The following is an 18,804-nucleotide window of genomic DNA, read 5'->3' on the forward strand; positions in this document are numbered from 1 at the left end:
AACCTCCCTCGGTAATCACAAAAACAGCACCAACCCTCACCACTTTCATAAATAAAACGTTTAATAATTTGAGCCATGATTTATTGCACTTAAACATGGTCACCAACCATCTGACGAAAAATCCAAAAGCCTCTGAGGTGACTCTAAGCTCCCACAAACACCTGTATTCCTCCTCACACTGATCTATTTCTCTCTTTTCGCAGTACAAGTTATTAATTATTCGATATAAATCGCTTTCTTTTTCAAATTGTTGTCTACAGTTTTATAGAGCTTGTCGCTTCAGTAATTGCCACAAGTAACGACACCTTTTGATGGTAGGTTTTGTTTATAAGGAAAGGAAATGGAAAGCCCAATTGTCACACTCACACATGCCAGCAAAAGCTTTGTTGATGGTAAAGACACTCATAGCGTGTTGGAAAATGTCGACTTCGCTTTGGCAACAGGGGCAAGCGTGGCTTTGACAGGGGCGAGTGGTAGCGGGAAAAGTACTCTGCTGAACATCATTGCGGGGTTTGAACCTCTATCTGGTGGTGAGTTGTGGCTCGATGGCGAGAACTCATTAGATTGGAAAGATCCACAGTGGAGCCGATTCCGCCATCAAAATTTGGGCGTTGTCTTTCAACAGTTCAACTTATTGACCCCACTCAACGTAAAACAAAACATCGCCTTCCCTCTTCATTTAAATCAACAGAAATGGAGCGACTGGTGCGATTATTTAGTTGATGCATTGGGCATCAGTGAGCTACTCGAAAGACACGTATCCGCACTCTCTGGCGGTCAGCAACAACGGGTGGCAATAGCGCGTGCGCTTGCCCATAAACCCAAACTACTGCTTGCCGATGAACCCACAGGCAACCTCGACCACAAAGCAGGCATTGAGGTAATGAAGCTGCTGAGTGAAATCACTACACAAGGCAACACTGCCGTGCTTTTGGTTACGCACAGCCCAGAATGCGCCAGCTTTATGCAGACAAAATTGGTGTTAGATGATGGTTGTTTAAGGAACGCCGATCTAACCCCAAGAGCAGCAGCGTTGTGAGTAATCCAATGAAGCAAACTGGCTTCGCTCAGAACCAGCTCACCCATACCAAACTGACTCTGAATCTATTCGCGGCGCACTATCGTCAGTCACCATTGCAAGCCGCAGCGATTCTGATCGGCATTGTGTTAGCGGTCACCTTGTTTGTCGCAGTGCAAGCCATCAACCTCAATGCCAAGCGCAGTTATGCAGAATCGACCGAGCAACTTAGCGCTCAAGCGCAGAACCTTATCATTCCACCAGCAGGGCAAAACTATTTGCCGGAAGCGCTCTACTTCAGCTTAAGACAAAGTGGATTAAGCGCAGCGCTACCTGTTATAGAAGGGCGAGTAAGAGACGAGCAAGGTCGACGTTGGTCAGTTCAAGGCAGTGAGTTGATCGCCGCCCTCACTTCAAGATCTCGTCACGCTCGCGTCGACGAACAAAGCAACACTCAAACCAAAGAACCAAACATTTCCCTGTTCGACAATGCCTTACCTTTGCCGCAACTCTTAGCGGGTGAACCCATTGTGATGATGAGCCAGTCGCAACACCAGAACTTGGGAGGAGTAGACACACTCACTTTGGATGAAGTGCTCACTCAAGTGGTAGTGCTACCAGATGAATGGCAGCTAGGTAGCCGAATGTTGATGGATATTGGGTTCGCTCAGCAACTGCTTAACAAGCAAGGGCAACTGAGCTACATCGCTATTTTTGACACTAAGAGCAATCCTCAGGATAAATGGCAAAGCCTTATTGGCGAGCAAGGACGATGGATTTCCAACAACCAAAGTACGGATCTGGGTTCAATTACCGATAGCTTTCACCTCAATCTCACCGCCATGAGTCTGTTGGCGTTTTTGGTTGGCCTATTCATCGCTTACAATGGTGTGAAGTACAGTTTACTGAAGCGCAATCGGCTATTGGTGCAAATTCAACAAGCCGGCATTGCGCCAAGCATCGTGTTTTCAGCTCTGTTAGTCGAGCTGACTCTTTTAGTCACACTAGGCGCGTCGCTTGGTTTCATTCTCGGCATCCAACTCAGCCATTGGCTGCATCCAACCGTCGCGATAACACTTGAGCAACTTTATGGTGCAACACTGCTTCCCGGTACATGGCAGTGGCAATGGTTAGTGCAGGCACTGCTACTCACGCTGGCCGCAACGCTTGTCGCTTGTTGGCAACACTTTAAACAGCGGGTGCGACAACCCCTCTCTTCCCATGGCGGTTTCTATCAAGCGCCGGAAACGTCTAACGAAAATCAGCTGTTTGTTATCGGGTCAGTATTAACTATTCTCGCGTTAGCAGGTTTATGGATGAGCGAACATCATCGCTTCACCATGGCATGGCTCGGTGTGTTAGTGGTATCGATTCCTTTGTACCTGCCCAAAACGCTAAGCGTGCTAGCGAACTGGAGCGAAAAACGCACCCAATCGGGGTTAATACAATATCTGTTTGCTGAGCTACGTGAACTTATTTCCCCTCTCTCCCTTGCCATGATGGCGTTGCTTCTCGCTGTCACCGCCAATATCGGAATGAATACCTTAGTCGGCAGCTTTGAATCCACGTTAAAGCAATGGCTTGAACAGCGCTTACATGCCGATATTTACGTTAGCCCTGCCCAAGGTGAAATCGCGAATGTGGAACGTGCGTTAGAGCAGTTTGAAAATGTTGAAACCGTTTATAAGCAATATTATGTCGATGATAACTTGCAGGGCTTACCTACTTTGCTCGGCACCAAAGACAAAGACACACTTGAGCAAACCATGGTATTTCAATCCCACCTTGATGATTTCTGGACGCGCTTTTACCAAGGTGAATTCGTGGCGATCAGCGAACCTACGGCAGTGAAGCTCGGCTTGCCGCTTGGAAGCCGACTCAAGCTCGACGCGATCCAAGACAAAGCGCTCATCGTCGGGGCGATTTTCCACGATTACGGCTCACCGAATGGCGAAGTGTTACTTGCACCTAATTTGTGGATCGAAAGCGGATTTACTGACTTACCCACCAGCTTGGGAATCAAAGTCTCTGGCGACCCACAAGTGGTGTACGAACAGTTACGCCAACAACTCAATCTGCACCCAGGTCAGCTTTACAATCAAGCACAGATCAAATCGATCGCGTTGGATATATTCTCACAAACTTTTGCCATCACGCGGGCGCTTAATGGCGTCACATTAATGGTGGCGGTGATTGGGTTGTTCTGCGCCTGTTTCATGTTGCTCGATGCACGTAAAGCCGCCATTGCAAGGCTGTATGCACTCGGTGTTAGTCAGAAAAAATTGATGGCAATGGTGGTCGGGCAAATCGTTGTTCTGGTCGCCTTTACTCTGGTTATCGCTTTACCACTCGGCGCTATGGTCGGTTATGTGTTGACGGACATCGTTACCCTACGCGCCTTTGGTTGGAGCTTAAATTACGTATGGAATTGGAGTGATGCACTCAGCATCGCAACCATCACCATTTTAGTGGCAGTGATTGCGACCTTGATTCCACTGTGGCGTTTGGTCAGCAAACCCGTGGTGTCCAGTTTACAGAGTGAGGTGTTGTGATGAATCGAACAATGAGAGTTTTCGTTCTCACACTTGGCATCTTGCTCCTTTTAGGGTGCGATGAATCCACTCAACCATCAGCTCAAAATATGGGCTCAATACTTGGCACTGGAAAACAAACCGACGATGAAACGGCAATCGATCAAGCGCAATTTTCTCCGGTAGTAAAAGGTATCGACATCACTTTCCCTGCCGACCATCAAGCACATCCAGATTTTCGTCATGAATGGTGGTATTTAACCGCAAACTTAATTGATGAAGAAGACAATGTGTTAGGTGTGCAATGGACACAGTTCCGCTTTGCGGCTGCACCACATGAAAGTGGCAATAGCACCAAGGAAACTACGTGGCAAAGTCAGCAGATTTACATGGCGCACAGCGCTGTCACCACTAAAAATAAACACTATGCCGATGAAAAATGGTCACGTGACCAAGCTGAACTGGCGGGTGTAAGCGATTCGCCGTTTCGTGTTTACCTCGATGATTGGCAATGGACGTCGACGACCGATGACCTGTTCCCAGCTACATTGGTCGCTAACTCGGGTCAATTTGGATATTCGCTTAAGTTAACCAACAACGCGCCATATCAAAAGCAAGGCGAACAAGGCTACAGCACTAAAAGTAGCGATGGCAAAGTGGCTTCCTATTACTACAGCCAACCATTCATCAATGTATCGGGCGAGGTAACTATTGATGGCGTCACCCATCAAGTTTCCGGCAAAGGTTGGATAGACAGAGAATGGAGCTCGCAGTTTTTACTCGACTCGCAACAAGGTTGGGATTGGTTTGCGCTAAGGCTGAGTGATGAAACCAGCTTGGTGGTATTTCAACTTCGAAACTCAACTACAGGCAAAGCCAGCTATTCTCATGCGAGGTTGATGAATCAAGATGGCTCCGGCATCGCGATTAAGCAGCAAGACATCAGCTTAACCGCCATCAAGCAAACTAAAATCGACGGGCGTGACTACCCAACAGAGTGGCAAGTTTCGATTCCAAGCCAGCAAATAGAACTGACCGTCTCGGCACTCAATCCAAATGCCAAAATGCCGCTGTCGGTTCCTTATTGGGAGGGGCCAATCATGATTAAAGGTTCTCATTCCGGATCTGGCTATATGGAGTTGACTGGGTATTAGATTGTGTATTAATACAGGTGGAATCTAACAACAAATACATCGCGATAACCATCAACTAAAACACTTTCAACCAAAACCTCCACCACGGAGGTTTTTTGTTATTCCATATGTTCTATTTACCTTAACGCCTGTTGAAAAATATCTAATTTAACCAAACACTGGGCTCCCCTAAAATACCAATCAAATGGTTAGAGGAGATAGAACATGCTTAGCTCAGTGCACAATGACGAACTCAACAGATACATCGAGAAACTAGACTTAAACCTTACCAAGGATCAGGTTCGTGAACTTGGTTGGCAGCAAAGTAATGAAGAGGTAGGAAAAGAAAAAACAGTATTAGGCTCGTGGTTTTTCTTTTCTTTCTTTGGCTTATGTACGTCTGCATGTCTTGCGCTGCTGATGTATATCTCATGAAGATAAACAAAACAATGACCACGTATAACCAGCATGGAACGTTCAATTGGTTCGAGGTCGATGGAGAAACGTACATACTTTTCAAGGTCGGCAGCAACAGCGCTCTATTAAACCAACACTATGAGGATGTCACCGAACAACAGAGCGAAATATATGGGCTATTAGGGGCGATTCCATAAGCTCTTACTGCACGTATTCACTTATGGTGTGTCTATTCACTTATGGTCTATCTACTCACTAACTAGTGAAAACATCCGTTCTTTTGGGAATAAGATCGAGCTACAACAAACGGTTCTTATACTGTTCTGGCGTTTGGTTCGCGTAACGTTTGAACATGGTGATAAATGGGCTTGCTTGGTTATAGCCCAATGTAAGAGCGACCTCTTTGACCGATTGGCCGTTTCTTAACAAGTCCATTGAGTACAGGTAGCGGACACGCAATCGCCACTCTGTAAAGCTCATTCCAAGCTCCGTCTGGCAGTGGCGAGAAAGGGTTCTTTCCGTGGTGTGAACACGTTCAGCCCAATCTTTCAGCGTCACTTCATCGGTTGGGTTTTCTTCAACAGAAGCTAATATAGGCGCTAGGTACTTATTATCGGTTGAAGGCAAGAAGTGGTGTTCAACCTCACGCTGCGCAAGTTGGTCAAGCAGTACCTGAACGAGCCTTTGATCTTGTTCTTTTTCCGCAACATTGATTCCACGCTCGCGAAAGTCATCGATAATAGAAGACACAATCGGCGTGATCTTTATAAGGCTGGTTTTATCTGGCAGGTGTTGCGTGAGTTCTGGGGCGATATTTAGTGAACAGTAGTCCAAAGGCTTACGGTTATAACTGCAATGCATCACCCCGGCCGGTACCCAAATCGCTAGATGTGGTGGCGCTAGAAATCGAGTGCTTTCCGCTTCCATCTCTAATATACCACCACTGATCAATTGAACCTGTCCCCATGAGTGGCTATGAACTCGGGTTTCAGTGTTCGAAAGAAACGCTTCAAAATTCATAAATACGTTGGATGGTGCCTTATCAATTAATAAGGATGGATGAAGGTTTCTGGAGTGTTTTTTCAAACTTGTCTTCCTATCGCGCTTAATGTCTTTATAAAGATACTTGTAAGTATAACGACCTGTCAAACTAGCCGCATCAACTCATTCGCCACGGAATTCACATGCATTACCTATTACCATTTTTTACAGTCTGTATCTGGGGCGCCAATGCAATCGTCAACAAGCTTGCTGCAAGCACCATAGAACCTAGCGCAATGAGTTTTTACCGCTGGTTTTTTGCGATGTTAATTCTCACGCCTTTCTGTATTCGCCCAGTGATGAAGCAGTGGGCTGTCATTAAGCCAAACTTATCTAAATTAGCGTTCCTCGGCTTTTTGGGCATGGTGTTGAACCAATCTCTAGGTTACTACGCAGGCTTAACCACAACCGCCTCTAACATGGCATTAATCACTTCTTTGGTTCCATTGGTCAGTGTATTTTTAAGCGTCCCTTTGCTGCACAAGTCGATTTCTAGTTTGAGTATTGTTGGCGGTGTGTTGTCACTATCAGGCTTAGCCCTGATGTTAGGCAAAGGCGATCCGTTATTCTTCATGCATCAAGAATTGACTCAAGGCGATGGCTATATGCTAATTGCAGCCTTTGTTTATGCTTCTTACTGTGTACTACTGAAACGCTGGAAAATGCCAATCAGTAGCTGGGTGGTGATATACATTCAGGGTCTGTTTGCTGTCGCGATGCTTACGCCACTTTGGCTTACCAGCGAACAACTTTTACCACCGCAACAAGCGCTCCCATTGATAGCTTACGCAGCGGTTGCCGCTTCGATTTTAGCGCCTTGGATGTGGGTGAAAGCGATTGACACCATTGGTGCTGACTCAAGCGCGATGTTCATGAACTTGCTTCCGGTTGTAGCGATCGTATTAGCCGCGACATGGCTTGGCGAAGAGATTAACCAGTTCCACATCATTGGTGGTGTGATGGTGATTTCAGGTGTCATCCTTGCTCAAATCAGAAGAAAACCAAGGCTTGAGGCTCCTCTCCCTCAACAAAGCTAAACGTATTACCCAACGCTCACATTAGGGTAAAAATTCAAACTCACGTTTCACACAGCAAATGAGAGTGGCCACTGTAATCCATACTATGATGAGCCCTTACAGCAAGCGAGTAAAACGGAAGATTAGTCTAAACGCTTTACTTTATATCAGCACGATGAGTCGTTACTCAACTATTCTTCAGCAGTTATACCTTTATATCATTACAATCACACACGATTAGTGCGAAATACACTAAAAGGCTTCCCAAACAATAATCCGAAAGGAAATATCTACGCGAAGGATCTATACTTTTTAAAACAGTAAAAGTGAGCTGATAAGAAAACAATAATCACTACCACTTTAGTGGTATCTGAGATACAGCCACTTTAACTAAACCAAATCAACAGCGGTTGGTTGGCTAACACAAAAAAGTACCGACATGAGTACCACACGGCTTAGAAACACCTAGCATTACGCTAGGTGTTTTTTTTGCAATCAACCTATCTAGTGACTTAATCAGTATTTCTATTCTCTTGCTTGATATCACTTCATCCATGTTTGCCATTCGCCTGATACGCCTTTAAGCACCAATATTCATCAACTGATCATCTGTTTGAAAAAAATAGTCTTAACCATGAGATTATCCGCTTTAACTTATGTCATCTTAAGTATATTGTTACTAGCAAGTAACAAGCATGTTACACAGCAAAATAATAATGAAGGAAGATAGATGAGCAGTAGCAATAGCCGACAAGATGGTAAACGAGACGTTACTCTGCGTTTTTTAGCTGAACCCGGGGATGTGAACTTTGGTGGTAAAGTTCATGGTGGTGCAGCAATGAAGTGGATCGATTTAGCAGCCTACGCTTGTTCCGCAGGTTGGAGCGGTAAATACTGTATAACAGCCTATGCAGGCGGAATTCGATTCGTTGCCCCAATTCATGTAGGCAACCTTGTGGAAGTAAGTGCAAAGGTCATTTACACAGGTTCATCTTCAATGCATATCGCTATCGACGTGCAAGCAAGCGACCCTAAAGAGCTCAATAACCGCCTAACAACTCACTGTATCGTTATTATGGTCGCTGTCGATGAGAATGGTAATCCGACTAAAGTGCCAGAGTGGATACCAGAGACGCCAGAAGACATCGAATTACGAGATTCGGCTATTCGCCTAATGAACATGCGAAAACAGATTGGTGAAGAGATGGAAGCTCACGTGAAGTACCTTAAGTAAGGTCCATCAGCTGCCCTCCCCCTACAAAACCTTATTACAATGCCAAGCGCCTGCTTGGCATTGATCTATTTGATACCTTCGTGCTCTACACAGCCAAATCCGCTGCACACCCAATACAGACGATAAGATCGTTATACCCAGCCAAAGGTTGAAATGAATCGGCACTTGTTCACTGATTTATTTTGACTGTAATAAAGTCGTCATTTTGCTCTGATTAAATACCGCCAATCATAATAGATGCATTTGAATTTCTTGGAGCCACTCTTGAGCGTCATACGCCCCACTCTTAGCGAGTCTACACTGAACAATTTAAAGGCTGTTGAGTACCAATGGGTTAGAACTTTGTACGTCGAAGGCTACGACAGCAATGAAATCAACCACTATATCCAAACGTGTTTCGGTGGAGATCCGACATTTGCCGATCTATTTCGTCGCGTGGCACTCGATCAAGAAAGTATCTATGTGTTGTTGCAACACTTAGGTTGTGCTCCTTCTAGTAAAGAGTTCTAACCTAAATAATCACTGTTCGACCCAAAGTCGATAAAAGTCACTATATCCTGTGTTTCTTACTTGAACCCCTCTTACTTGTTGAGTCCTGGACATTTCCTCATAACCGGAAAATAACGGTAAGTAGGTATAACTTAAACGTAAAGCCCTTTCCATCTCCATCAATTCACTACTTGGTGAACCGTCACCTATAGCTCGTTTTATCTTAGCTTGATGCTCATCCATTTTAAAACGGTCGAAGCTAAATCGTAATCCCGTTGACACACTTAACCATTCGTACGTTCCGTAATCAACGGGTGTCTCTATTACATCTTCAATTAGGAGAATATCAGCTATTTCAGACACAAAATGAGGGTGACTAATATCACTGACGATAACAACTTCCAATTCAAGTCCTGTTGAACGGATAACATTATGTAACCATTCAGAGTTCCGAATTAAGTATGGAATAGTCCATTTGGGCTCGGCCAAGACAACCTTTCCTCTCAATCTTGGGGGGGGAGTTATCATTGGCTTAGCTTTACAGGCATCTAAAGCCAAGCTTTCGACCGCATTAATAGGATCATATAGCTGTTTTTGCTGATGGATATAATCAGCTAATTGACACCATGTATCTCGAGAGATATTCGAGTCAAACCTTTCTCGATAAGTTAAATAGAGTAAAGCACTTATACTTTGAATTTCTACTTGGTCTGACGGACAGTTAAAGCTAATCATGTTTTGCATATCTGCATCAGCATGCGACAAAGTAACTCGTTCTAACAAAGCTCGAGTAGAGAAATAGTCTTTATGCGCTCGAAGTTGAATACTGTCTTCACACCAGTGTTCAATCTTGAACGGCCCAGTTCCAATATAGTAACTATATTTATCGCCAAAGCTTTGCTGATCTCGACAAACTATCGATGCATTAGACATAGCTAACATGTAAGGAAAGAACTTGTTGGCATACTTGAGAGTAATAGCTAAACAATTGTGGGCGATTACATCTACACGTTCAGCGCATTGCCATAACTCTTTAATAGGGCCGTTCCCCTCAATTAAACGTCTAATACTCCAAACTACGTCTTGAACCTTTAATAGCTCACCGTCGTGTCGGTAAACGCCGGGGCGTAACCATAGAGTAATCGTTTTTCCTTCCATCACCCAGTCGTGAGCTAAGGAAGGCATTAATTCACCATCTGGGGTTTGAATCAACAATACATCATATACACTTTTTGCTATATGTAATTCTGCATGACGAAACGTTTTGATTGGATCAATAGTGTTTACCCACGGATAGGAAGCTATCAATACAGCATTGCTTGATTCATTGGTTTGATTGAGTTGTTCAGTTGCTATAGTAAGAGCTCGGACGGCTGTCGAACCGTAGAGGTCGACGAGGCGGGATACTAATTTAAAACTGCCTTTAATTAGTTCGTTAATCAATAATTCGGTAATCGCTTGTTGCAACGATTTTTTAATCGTAAGTTGACTCGGATTACTCCTACCGACTGCGGGGATCCATTCTATCCAACCTTGTTCGGACAGCTTTCTCATAACAATTGACACATTACGTTTAGAAGTACACAACGCGACCTCTAATTCTCCTAAACCTATAGGATGACATAAATGAATCTCAAAATGTTTAAGCAACTGATCTAAGTGTCTAAGGTTTACATCATTCACAACAATTCCACTGCTATTTATCTCAGCTAAATGTAGTGGTCAACTGATATTGGCCACGTTCCTAGAGTTTAACCAGAACAATCGTTCTGATTCATTGGGAGTCAAACCACCGTTGTATTGGTGCGGGCGGAGTTGGCAATAATACCCAATAATGTATCGAGTAATTTCTTGTTGTGCCTCTGCAAAGCTCCGATAACCTACTGTAGGTATCCATTCCGTCTTCAAGCTTCTAAAGAAGCGTTCCATTGGTGCATTATCCCAGCAATTTCCTCGTCGAGATAAGCTTTGCTTGATCTGAAAGCGCCACAGTAATTGCCGATAACTTCGGCTTGTATAATGACTGCCTTGATCACTGTGAAACATGACGCCCTGTGGTTTACCACGAGACTCATAAGCCATGGCAAGAGCCTTACGAGTTAATCGACTATCGGGCGATAATGACATTGCCCAACCAATCGTTTTTCTAGCGAACAGGTCTAAAACTACGGCTAAGTACATCCAACGATAGCCAGTCCAAACATAAGTAACGTCACCAACCCAAACTCTGTTTGGCTCCGTAACTACAAACTGGCGGCCTAAGAGGTTTGGGATCTCAATATGTTCTTGTGATGCTTTACGATACCTGTGTTTTGGCACTTGGCAGCTCACTAGACCAAGGGCTTTCATGAACTTCGTTGCTCTGTAGCGACTCAGGTTAGTTCCCTGACTCGTTATTATGTCAGCAATGGTTCTCGCTCCCGCAGAACCGTTGCTTGCGGCATGTGCCTCGCTAACTAAACTACGGAGCTTTGCTGTTTCGGCATCAATTTCTACTGGACGTTTTCGCCAGTAGTTATAACTGCTTCGATGAACATTGAACACTTCACATAATATTTTCACGCTGTGGCTCTGCTTGAGTTTCTTGATTATCAAGAATTGTTCAGTGAGTCCGACATCAACAGAGCCGTGGCTTTTTTTAATATTTCATTATGCTCTTCAAGGCGAGCTAACTTCTTTTTTAATTCACGTATTTCAATTTGCTCAGGCGTCATCGGCGATGCTTTAGGTGCTTTCCCCTGACGTTCCTCTTTTAGTTGGCGAACCCACTTATCCATCGTGGACTTCCCAACATTCATAGCTTGAGCAGCCTCTGTCACAGAGTGGTTCTGATCTAGAACCAGTTGTGCCGCTTCTAATTTGAATTCAGCGCTAAATAGTCTTCTTGTACGTTTTGTCATAGTGTCACCTGTTAACTTATGAGGTGATGATATCACCTCTAACTAAGTGACCAAATTCAGCGTACCACTACAAAAACATAGCAAAGGGAGCTAAATATTCCTAGCCCCCTTAGATTCTCAATATTAGAAGTGGTAATTCATTCCAAGAGAAAAAACACTAATTTCAGCATCGACAGAAGCAGTAGCACCAAGCACTTTTGCGACTTCTAGATCCGGTTTCATATAATCCCACGTTGCTTCAATGCGAAGATTATCTGTCAGTGAGAAATCTGCGCCCAAGCCATACATACCCGTCATTGTTGTATCAGAGAATGTTGAATGGCCAGTTGCCCCAACGAAGGAATTACTGACCTTGAATTCAGCATTAAAATATGCAACTCCGGCTTTTGCAAAAAGATTAAAACGATCATTTATCGGTAAAATAACTTTAGGCTGAATCGCTGCAAATTTCATGTCTCCGACTGTCACTGAACCACTGTCCAAAGCATCATAACCTCCTATGGAACCTTCCAAAGCAATATAACGATTGAACTGATAACCGCCGTAGATTTTGCCCGCTAAACTGGAGTCGTCATCTAATTTTAATGATGTGTTGTCAGAACCGTATACAGAATCAACAGAAAAGTTAGCGCTATCGAAATTTGCTTGTCCAACAGATGCTCCAATATATGGATTTGCATATACCGCAGAAGTCAGCATAAGGAGAGTTGTTGTGATTACTGTTTTTCTTAACATTATATTTAACTGCCTATCTAAAAATATTATTTATCGTTTTCCATATCCTTTAGTCACCAATGCAGTCCCTTTCACTGGGTTTCGAAACAGAATAATATTAATGAATAGGAAACCATTAAAACACGTAATTGTTTGTCATCTTTTTGCTACATACCGACACAATTGAACATAAGCTTTCACATTAAGCTTGTTAGCCATAGAACCTCTGGACTTTGGAGAATAGTTTACGTAGATCACATATCAAAGTGTAATTTAAGTATGAGCACTCAATATTTACGCTATACGTCGCATGTAAATTGGGCTGAGGTGTTGTTGAAAGGCGGGAATATTATACTTAAGAAGAGAATCACCAAGCATAAAAAAACCCAAGTAAATACCTGGGTTAGAGTTACAAAAACCACTAATCATTAATAGCGTAAGGAACCTGATTAGTAGCCAGCTATGCGTAACCTGAGGGTTATTTTTATTACTGATCGGCGGCCAAACCAAATGATGTAATAAAAATGCCAATATAGAGCGACCTAACGGTCGCTCTTTTTCTTTCTTATAGAGTACAGCTTATCCTTTTACACCACCTGCCGTCAAACCACCAACTAACCAACGTTGAGCAAGTAAGAACACGATAGTAATCGGAAGTGCTGATAGTACAGCCGCTGCCGCAAAGTCACCCCATAGGTAGTTCTGAGGGTATAGGTACTGCTGCATACCTACTGCTAGCGTGTAAGAGTTCACATCTGTAAGTAGGATAGACGCTACTGGCACCTCACCCACTGTCGCGATGAAAGATAGGATAAACACAACCGCTAGGATTGGCACAGACAGCGGTAGTAGAACCAGTCTGAATGCTTGCCAAGGCGTTGCACCATCAAGGGCTGCTGCCTCTTCCAGAGAGTTATCAATCGTCTCAAAGTAACCCTTAATCGTCCATACGTGCAGTGCAATACCACCTAGGTAAGAGAAGATTAGACCACCGTGTGTGTTCAAGCCTAAAAACGGAATGTATTGACCAAGTTTGTCAAACAGCGCGTAGATTGCTACTAGAGCCAATACTGCTGGGAACATTTGGAAAATCATCATCGCTTTCAGGATTGTGTTCTTACCTTTAAAGCGCATACGAGCAAACGCGTAAGCCGATGTCGTAGACAGTGTCACAATCAGAATCGATGTGATACCTGCAACCTTCACTGAGTTCCATAACCAAGTTAGCACAGGGAACGGAGGTGACGTTACCGAGCCATCTGCGTTCGTTACTGACATACCCAATGCTAACTTCCAGTGTTCCAATGATGGGTTATCTGGAATCAAACTACCGGTTGCGAAGTTACCTTCACGGAACGAGATCGCGATGATCATCAGTAGTGGGAAGATAATCATTGCCAAGAAGCACCACAACACTGCATGCGTTGCCCACACTCGGTATTTAAGGCCTTTACCTTGTACCATAGCCATTGTCGTGCTCCTTAATCTTGAGACAGTTTAGTGAAACGAAGGTTTAGTAACGCTAGTGCACCAACCAATAGGAAGATAAGCGTTGCGATAGCACTTGCTAGACCGAAGTCTTGACCGCCGCCGCCTTCGAATGCAATTCGGTACGTGTAGCTTACAAGCAAGTCTGTGTAACCCGCTGGCTCAGAAGTACCAATCATGTTCGGGCCACCGTTCGTCAATAGTTGAATCATTACGAAGTTGTTGAAGTTAAAGGCAAACGCTGCAATCAATAGCGGTGTAAGCGGTTTAATCATCAATGGGAACGTAATGCGCTTGAAGTTATCAAGGAAGTTCGCACCATCGATTGCTGACGCTTCGTATAAATCATCAGGAATCGCTTTAAGCAGACCCATACATAGAATCATCATGTAAGGGAAACCTAGCCATGTGTTAACCATCAACACCATGGTTTTCGCTAAGATAGGGTCTGAGAACCAGTTCGGGCTTAAGCCGAAGATATTCTCGAGCACCATGTTGATCTCACCAAAGCTTTGGTTGAATAGACCCTTAAAGATAAGAATCGAGATAAACGCGGGTACGGCGTAAGGCAGAATCAGTAGAACACGATAAATAGAACGACCTTTCAACTCTTCCCATTGCACGATGTTAGCCAATACAAGGCCGATAACTAGCGTGAACGCTACGGTACATACCGAGAAGATAACCGTCCAAATAAAGATGCTGATAAACGGTTCTTTAATGCCGTCATCTTTCCATACACGCTCAAAGTTATGCGTACCAATGCTAACCACGAAACCTGGAGAGATGGTATTACCCGTAAACTCACCATTTGCATCAACAGGCTGGTAGAAACCCACATCCATATTTGGCTTGAGAACTTCACCCGTTTCATTGTTGATTAACGTTTCTTCATCGTCTTGTAGCGTGTAAAGCGGAGCAACAGAAGCAAACTTACGTAAGCCACTCATGCGGATGTCACCACCGTCAGGTAGATTGAAATCAACACCACTGATTGCTGCTCGGTTTTGAATGATCGCTTTGATCTTCTCTTTTTCACCTTGCGCAGACTTAATAACAGATAGGTCCATCTCTGTTTCTGTCATATTGTCTAGAGAAAATACGTCAGTCGCTAACAGTTGATCGCCATCTTTTACAACGATCTGGTGACCGTCATCTGTCTTGTACAAAGTAAATGGGTAGCTCTCACCGCTTTGGAAAGAACGGTCTAAAAGAACGGTTTGAGTACGCTCTAGAGAAAGTTGGTTTTTCGCGCTGTAGTTAGTAAACGCAAGCCCTACGGTGTATGCCAATGGGAAAAGAATGAACAAGATCATTCCGGCAATACCTGGGTAAATATAACGGTGGGCGTAAGTTTTTTTACTACCAAAAATGTAAAGTGCCAAAGCCGTTAAGATCACTGTAAGCAGCGCAAAAGCGAGCTCACCGCGAGAATACATTAGAATTGTAGCGTAGCCGTTTATTAAGCCAACGCTACCAAGCAACCCCCATTTAATGAAGACGCTTTTACTGCCTGGAAGGCTTGATGGTGCTGGGATAGCATCTGTACCTTGAACTGACTGCATAGAGGAACCTGCTAGCGATATAGATAAAAAATAGAAAAGTAAGGAGAGGTTACCCTCTCCTTAAAAGGTAGTGCCTGGGTGTTACTTAACCATACGACCTTCAGCAGCTTTTAGTGCTTGGTCTACTGATTGACGGCCGTCAACTACGTTGCCGATCGCTTCTTCCATGCTGTACCAGAATGTTGTGAACTGAGGGATGTTAGGCATGATTTCACCGTTCATCGCGTTGTCCATTGTTGCTGCAATACGAGTATCGCTGTCTAGTTGACGTTGGAAAGAGTTAAGAGCAACAGCGCCTAGTGGCTTGTCGTCGTTCAGGCTCTTCATACCTTCATCTGTTAGTAGGTAGTTTTCCATAAACTCAACAGCTAGATCGCGGTTTGGAGACGCAGTGCTGATACCACCCGCCCATACACCAACGAAAGGTTTAGATGCTTTACCGTTGAACTTAGGTAGTGTTGTTACGCCGTAGTCTACGCCAGCTTTCTTGATGTTTTCCCAACCCCAAGGGCCGTTGATTGTCATTGCAACGTTACCTGCAACGAATTCAGACTCAGCTACTGAGTAATCCATGTCTGCAGAGATAACTTTGTCTTGTACCATCTTCTCGATGAAACCTAGAGACTTCTGAACACCTTCAGTCGCTACGCCCGCATCTTTAATGTCGTAACCTTCTGCAGTCTGTTTGAATGCGTAGCCGCCGTCAGCTGCAAGTAGAGGCCATGTGAAGTAAGCGCCGCCACGTAAAGGCCACATGATCGCTTTCTTGCCGTCTTTCTGAAGTTCAGCGTTAAGTGCTGGGATTTCTTCCCAAGACTTAGGTGGGTTAGGAACAAGTGCTTTGTTGTAAATTAGGGAAACTGACTCAACAGCAACAGGGTATGCGATTGTTTTACCCTCGTATGAAACAGCGTCCCATGCGAAGTCTACGATACCTTCTTTAGTCTCTTTAGAAGGTTTGATATCAACAAGAAGTCCCGCTTCTGCATAGCCGCCAAAACGGTCATGTGCGTAGAAGATCATGTCTGGGCCATCGCCAGCTGCTGCTACTTGAGGGAATTTTTCTTCTAGCTTGTCAGGGAAAGCGACGGTTACTTTAACACCAGTATCTTCTTCGAAGCGTTTACCTACTTCAGCCATGCCTTCATAAGCTTTGTCACCACCTACCCAGATTGTTAGTTGTCCTTCTTCGATAGCAGCATTTGCACCAAAAGAACCCAGAGCAACTATTGTACCTAGAGCTACAGCGCTTAGAGCGTTTTTCATGTGAATATCCTTTTTATATTTATACGTAGGGCACATCTACCAAGACGAGCCAGTTTTCGGAGGTTATGATCTGAGAAAACAGACCCTAGCTCATCATCCTAGCCACTACGCCCTAGCTATTATGGCTTAAATTCGTGATCACCATCCGGTCAGATTAGAGACTGCAATCACAAAACGCATACTCATCGTGATCAACATCACCGTTACGCGGTGGATTTATTTGAACTGGATCGCCAATTATTAATAACCCCATTTATCTACTCCTCCCCTCCTACTCCCCCTAGTTAATTTTCCATTAGGAGGATGTACCCTTACGCCAATTCACCGAAACTGCATTCATCCAAGAGTGGATAGTAAGAACCCTTTACCGGCAAGTGTTATGCGTTGACGCATTATTCATTTAGTTGGCTTCACTGCCCGCTGGTGTCTTATATTAGCATCGAGCTAAATCTGTGATTGAATCACGGGGGAGGTTTAGCTGGATGTGGGGGAAATGGGCATCAGTTTGGCTATGACGGGTGGGCTTGGTTAAAGAAGCCAAGTCTCACCCACTTTTTTCTTACTCACTCAATACTTACCAATTCCTACAGTTACTGCTGACCCAAAAATTTCTTATAATGATAAGCAGTAAAACTTAAAATTTGATCGATCGAGGACAAGCTAGATGGCGAGTGTCACGTTAAAAAACGTTTATAAATCATATGGTGATGTACAGATTTCTAAGGACGTAACCTTAGACATCAACGAAGGTGAATTCGTAGTATTCGTTGGACCATCAGGTTGTGGTAAATCGACGCTATTACGTTGTATCGCAGGTCTAGAAGACATTACGTCTGGTGATTTGTACATTGGCGACCAACGCATGAATGACGTTGAACCGTCAAAGCGTGGCGTAGGTATGGTATTCCAGTCTTATGCGCTTTACCCTCACCTTAACCTATACGACAACATGTCTTTCGGTCTTAAGCTAGCAAACGCAAATAAAGCTGAGATCGACAAACGCGTTGAACATGCTGCAGAAATCCTTCAGCTTGGTCACCTTCTTGAGCGCCAACCTAAAGCGCTTTCTGGTGGTCAACGTCAACGTGTTGCGATTGGTCGTACTCTGGTTTCTCAACCAAACGTATTCCTACTTGATGAGCCTCTATCAAACCTAGATGCCGCGCTACGTGTTCAAATGCGTTCGCAAATCACCAAGCTACAGCGTCAACTGGGTTGTACCATGATCTACGTTACCCACGACCAAGTGGAAGCGATGACAATGGCGGATAAGATCGTTGTTCTGGATGGTGGTTATGTATCTCAAGTCGGTAAGCCGCTTGACCTTTACCACTACCCTCAAAACCGTTTCGTTGCTGGCTTTATTGGCTCACCGAAGATGAACTTCATGTCGGTACACATTGAACAAGCTGAAGCAGAACGCGTATTGGTACAACTTTCTAATGGCATGACTTTCTGGATCCCTGTTGACGGGACGACGGTTAATGCTGGTGATCGTATGTCTCTGGGTATTCGCCCTGAACACTTGATGTCTGCTGAATCAGGTGACGCGACGATTGAAGCTGACGTGATGATGGTAGAGAAACTAGGTAACGAAACTCAGGTTTACCTAAACCTTGAAAGTGCCGATGCTGATGTTATCTATCGCCAGCCAGACACGTTGAAAATCGAATCAGGTGACAAGTTGGCGATTGGTATTCCAGCGCACCGTTGTCACCTGTTCCACAGCGATGGCCGCGCATGTCGTCGTTTGTACAAAGAATACGGCACAGACTAATCGCTTAGCCTTTTAGGATATAACTTGCCCATATCGAATCCCTCTTACTCAGTAAGGGGGATTTTTTTATGTGCTGGATATTTTTATGTGTTGGATACGAGTTTCACTTACATTGAATAGTTCATGAGTCAGCCACTCGGTCTTTCGCTAGCGGCAATAAAAAAGGTCTAGCAAGCGCTAGACCTTTATCTGTTAGTTGAACGAAGCCGCTACGC

The 18,804-nt window shown here is 44.3% G+C and carries 15 protein-coding genes and 1 pseudogene; 9 read left to right on the forward strand and 7 right to left on the reverse strand.

Translation table 11 applies throughout. The features are described 5' to 3' along the window. Positions 1 to 340: 340 nt before the first annotated feature. From AB4351_RS18170 to AB4351_RS18185, 4 genes are all read left to right on the forward strand, one after another. The gene (locus AB4351_RS18170) at positions 341 to 1,039 is read left to right on the forward strand and encodes an ABC transporter ATP-binding protein (RefSeq protein WP_372126791.1); all 699 of its coding nucleotides are present in this window, start codon (positions 341 to 343) and stop codon (positions 1,037 to 1,039) included. An 8-nt stretch (positions 1,040 to 1,047) separates the two neighbouring features. Beyond that, a complete protein-coding gene (locus tag AB4351_RS18175; protein ID WP_372126797.1) occupies positions 1,048 to 3,570 on the forward strand; it encodes an ABC transporter permease in 2,523 nt (840 codons plus the stop codon). A gap of 11 nt (positions 3,571 to 3,581) precedes the next feature. Then, positions 3,582 to 4,703: a lipocalin-like domain-containing protein gene (locus tag AB4351_RS18180; RefSeq protein WP_372126799.1), complete on the forward strand. Its 1,122-nt coding sequence runs from the start codon at positions 3,582 to 3,584 to the stop codon at positions 4,701 to 4,703. A gap of 204 nt (positions 4,704 to 4,907) precedes the next feature. Next, positions 4,908 to 5,117, forward strand: coding sequence for a hypothetical protein (locus AB4351_RS18185; RefSeq protein WP_048609786.1), 210 nt, complete (start codon positions 4,908 to 4,910; stop codon positions 5,115 to 5,117). Positions 5,118 to 5,396: 279 nt separating this feature from the next. Here AB4351_RS18185 and AB4351_RS18190 read toward each other — a convergent pair whose 3' ends face one another. Then, positions 5,397 to 6,185: a helix-turn-helix transcriptional regulator gene (locus AB4351_RS18190; protein ID WP_372126793.1), complete on the reverse strand. Its 789-nt coding sequence runs from the start codon at positions 6,183 to 6,185 to the stop codon at positions 5,397 to 5,399. A gap of 98 nt (positions 6,186 to 6,283) precedes the next feature. On the opposite strand from AB4351_RS18190, the gene AB4351_RS18195 reads away from it, so the two are divergent. From AB4351_RS18195 to AB4351_RS18210, 4 genes and pseudogenes are all read left to right on the forward strand, one after another. Next, positions 6,284 to 7,177: a DMT family transporter gene (locus AB4351_RS18195; RefSeq protein WP_017065645.1), complete on the forward strand. Its 894-nt coding sequence runs from the start codon at positions 6,284 to 6,286 to the stop codon at positions 7,175 to 7,177. Positions 7,178 to 7,225: 48 nt separating this feature from the next. Next, positions 7,226 to 7,480: pseudogene (locus AB4351_RS18200) on the forward strand (peptide ABC transporter substrate-binding protein); the annotation flags it as partial. Between the two features lie 406 nt (positions 7,481 to 7,886). After that, positions 7,887 to 8,390, forward strand: a complete 504-nt coding sequence (locus AB4351_RS18205; protein ID WP_019822926.1) for an acyl-CoA thioesterase — start codon at positions 7,887 to 7,889, stop codon at positions 8,388 to 8,390. Between the two features lie 237 nt (positions 8,391 to 8,627). Beyond that, a complete protein-coding gene (locus AB4351_RS18210) occupies positions 8,628 to 8,900 on the forward strand; it encodes a hypothetical protein (RefSeq protein WP_019822928.1) in 273 nt (90 codons plus the stop codon). A 9-nt stretch (positions 8,901 to 8,909) separates the two neighbouring features. Here the strand turns inward: AB4351_RS18210 and AB4351_RS18215 are convergent, their stop codons facing one another. The 6 genes from AB4351_RS18215 to malE all read right to left on the reverse strand — a co-directional run bounded on the left by AB4351_RS18215 (position 8,910) and on the right by malE (position 16,812). Then, positions 8,910 to 10,562: an ABC transporter substrate-binding protein gene (locus tag AB4351_RS18215; RefSeq protein ID WP_372110878.1), complete on the reverse strand. Its 1,653-nt coding sequence runs from the start codon at positions 10,560 to 10,562 to the stop codon at positions 8,910 to 8,912. Positions 10,563 to 10,601: 39 nt separating this feature from the next. Beyond that, positions 10,602 to 11,779, reverse strand: a protein-coding gene (locus tag AB4351_RS18220) for an IS3 family transposase (protein ID WP_210448093.1) whose coding sequence is annotated in 2 segments (ribosomal slippage) — positions 10,602 to 11,521 and positions 11,521 to 11,779 — 1,179 coding nt in all. Because the reading frame shifts where the segments join, the coding sequence is not laid out codon by codon here. A 123-nt stretch (positions 11,780 to 11,902) separates the two neighbouring features. Next, positions 11,903 to 12,514, reverse strand: coding sequence for an outer membrane beta-barrel protein (locus AB4351_RS18225; protein ID WP_372110876.1), 612 nt, complete (start codon positions 12,512 to 12,514; stop codon positions 11,903 to 11,905). Between the two features lie 558 nt (positions 12,515 to 13,072). Further along, positions 13,073 to 13,963 (reverse strand): maltose ABC transporter permease MalG, encoded by an 891-nt coding sequence (gene malG, locus AB4351_RS18230; RefSeq protein ID WP_017060050.1) that lies wholly within the window; start codon positions 13,961 to 13,963, stop codon positions 13,073 to 13,075. 11 nt (positions 13,964 to 13,974) lie between these two features. Then, positions 13,975 to 15,546: a maltose ABC transporter permease MalF gene (gene malF / locus AB4351_RS18235; RefSeq protein ID WP_372126795.1), complete on the reverse strand. Its 1,572-nt coding sequence runs from the start codon at positions 15,544 to 15,546 to the stop codon at positions 13,975 to 13,977. 81 nt (positions 15,547 to 15,627) lie between these two features. Beyond that, positions 15,628 to 16,812 (reverse strand): maltose/maltodextrin ABC transporter substrate-binding protein MalE, encoded by a 1,185-nt coding sequence (malE, locus tag AB4351_RS18240; protein ID WP_017067915.1) that lies wholly within the window; start codon positions 16,810 to 16,812, stop codon positions 15,628 to 15,630. A gap of 664 nt (positions 16,813 to 17,476) precedes the next feature. On the opposite strand from malE, the gene malK reads away from it, so the two are divergent. Next, the gene (gene malK / locus AB4351_RS18245) at positions 17,477 to 18,589 is read left to right on the forward strand and encodes a maltose/maltodextrin ABC transporter ATP-binding protein MalK (protein WP_017060047.1); all 1,113 of its coding nucleotides are present in this window, start codon (positions 17,477 to 17,479) and stop codon (positions 18,587 to 18,589) included. Positions 18,590 to 18,804: the final 215 nt, after the last annotated feature.

The sequence above is a fragment of the Vibrio sp. 10N.261.51.F11 genome, assembly GCF_041471665.1.
Classification (GTDB): Bacteria; Pseudomonadota; Gammaproteobacteria; order Enterobacterales; family Vibrionaceae; genus Vibrio; species Vibrio crassostreae_C.